The organism is Komagataeibacter kakiaceti JCM 25156 (assembly GCF_000613305.1).
In genome coordinates this window covers 1-2,295 of sequence record NZ_BAIO01000383.1, presented here as the reverse complement: position 1 = coordinate 2,295, position 2,295 = coordinate 1, and the positions used below count along the sequence as shown (strand labels likewise).

At 64.1% G+C, this 2,295-nt stretch carries 2 protein-coding genes and 2 pseudogenes; 1 reads left to right on the top strand and 3 read right to left on the bottom strand.

Going from position 1 to position 2,295, the window contains the following annotated elements; all coding sequences use genetic code 11:
- From JCM25156_RS24655 to JCM25156_RS14110, 3 genes and pseudogenes are all read right to left on the bottom strand, one after another.
- Positions 1-759: pseudogene (locus JCM25156_RS24655) on the bottom strand (DNA-methyltransferase); the annotation flags it as partial.
- Positions 760-766: 7 nt separating this feature from the next.
- Positions 767-1,419, bottom strand: a pseudogene (locus JCM25156_RS24650) (ribonuclease HII).
- 157 nt (positions 1,420-1,576) lie between these two features.
- Positions 1,577-1,879: a CsbD family protein gene (locus JCM25156_RS14110; RefSeq protein WP_025813591.1), complete on the bottom strand. Its 303-nt coding sequence runs from the start codon at positions 1,877-1,879 to the stop codon at positions 1,577-1,579.
- A gap of 174 nt (positions 1,880-2,053) precedes the next feature.
- On the opposite strand from JCM25156_RS14110, the gene JCM25156_RS24645 reads away from it, so the two are divergent.
- A partial coding sequence (locus JCM25156_RS24645) for an MFS transporter (protein ID WP_034959963.1) occupies positions 2,054-2,295 on the top strand: 242 nt, incomplete at its 3' end.

Genomic DNA, 2,295 nt, shown 5'->3' with positions numbered 1-2,295 from the left:
CGGCCAATCGCGGCTCGGCATAGTCCGGGTGGCGTTCGATCCCGATAAAGCGCCGCCGCAGCTGCGCGCCATGGCGGTGGTGGTGCCGGTGCCGGTAAAGGGATCCAGCACCACGTCATCCACGTTGGTCGAGGCGACAAGCACGCGGTGCAGCAGGCTTTCGGGCTTCTGGGTGGGATGCAGCTTCAGCCCGTGCTCGTTGCGCAGGCGTTCGCCACCGGTGCATAGCGGCAGGTACCAGTCGGAGCGCATCTGCACATCGTCATTGAGCGCCTTCATCGCCTGGTAATTGAAGCGGTAGCGGCTATCCGGCCCGCGCGCGGCCCAGATCAGCGTCTCATGCGCGTTGGTGAACCGGCGGCCCCGGAAATTGGGCATCGGGTTGGACTTGCGCCAGATGACATCGTTCAGGATCCAGAACCCCAGATCCTGCAGGATCGCGCCGATACGGAAAATGTTATGGTAGGATCCGATCACCCATATCGTGCCATCCTTGCGCAGCACGCGCCGCGCCTCGGTCAGCCAGGCGCGGGTGAAGGCGTCATAGGCCCTGAGATCGGCGAACTTGTCCCAGTCATCATCCACGCCATCAACCACGCTGTCATCGGGGCGGCGCAGTTCGCCCCTGAGCTGGAGGTTATACGGCGGATCAGCGAACACGCAGTCGATCGAGGCGGCGGGGAGCGTGCGCATCATCTCCACGCAGTCCCCCCGCAGCACCTGGTCCAGAGGCAATTCCATCATAACCGCACCGCTCATGATCTGTTCAGCATGATGGCTGCTCCGCGCTTGGGGGTGAAAACCGGGGAACGGAAGCCTGCATGATGCGGCGCACCGTGCCGAAGGCGAGGCGATGATGCGGGCTGACCCCATCCGCCTCCAGCGCCGCGCGGTGAATGGCGGTGCCATAGCCCGCGTTGCGTTCCCAGCCATAGGTGGGCCAGCGCCGTGAAAGCCGCGTCATCAACCGGTCACGGACCACCTTGCCACGACGGACGCGGCCGAAATCGACAGGCTGATGGCGTCACCGCCCACGACGCATTGCGCCGGACACCCGAAGCGGGGTGCGGCGTTTCCATCGACCAGGACCAGTTCAGGATGGCGCGGCAGGCGCGCGACGGCGCGCTGCATGGCGATCCATGACGCGCGCAGGATGTTATGCCGCTCGATTTCCGTAACCGAGGCGGCGCCCACCCCGATCAGGATGCCGGGCGTATGATGCAGGATATCGTAAAGCTGCTGGCGTATGGCGGGCTTGAGCTTTTTTGAATCATCCAGCCGTTCGGCCAGTACGTCTGGCATGCCGGAGGAAAATATGACCGCCGCCGCGACGACGGGGCCAGCCAGCGGGCCGCGACCGACCTCGTCCACCCCGGCGACCAGCCCCCCATGCGCGTGCTCAAGCGTATAATCCGGCATCCATTCCTTCCCGCCCAGATTCGAATCGGGCGGTAAGTGCCCGATTCGCATCTGATTTCCGTTCTGAAAGGATGGAAACCATTTTTATGCGGGGTTGCGCAAGATGCTGAGGACTCTTCGAGTCCCTTAAAATGAAAAAAAACGACTCGGAGCCGTTTCAGCCCTTGCGACGGGGGATGAAAATAAGCCCCAGAATGGTCCCGAGCCCGGCCGCGATGCCCAGCGAGAACAGCGGGCGTTCACGTACGAACGTCACGGCGCGCTCGATCCGGCCCTCGCCTTCCTCATACAGGTCGGCGAATTCCTGGCGCGCCATACCGGCAAGCTGGTCCACCTTTCCCTCCGCCTGCAGTCCGACGTCGCCCGTCAGGCCGCCCGCGGCGTCCTTCAGCCGGCCCACGCCCTGATCCACGGCGCCCGTGGCCTTTGTTTCGATTGTCTTGAGGTTGTCGTCCGACATTGTTCGCCTCCATGATAGCGCAGGTTTGTAACGTAGCCCTATAACGCGGCGATGGCGCATACGGTTCCGTACCGCCTATCATGCACCATCATGCCCCCCCTGACGACCGCCTCCACCGCAATGCCCCGCCCCCCTGCGGGCATGCCCCTCCTGTCACCCCGGCGCAAAAGGCTCATGGCGCTGATCGTGGCCGGTCTCATGATGATGGAACAGATCGACGGCACGGCGCTGGTCACGGCGCTGCCCGCCATGGCACGCGACTTCCACGTCGATATTCCACAGACCAGCATCGCCCTGACGGTGTACATGCTCGGGCTGGCCGCGCTCATTCCGGCCTCGGGCCACATGGCGGAACGGTTTGGCAGCCGGACGACGCTGCGCTGCGCCATCATGCTGTTCCTGTCCGGGTCGCTGCT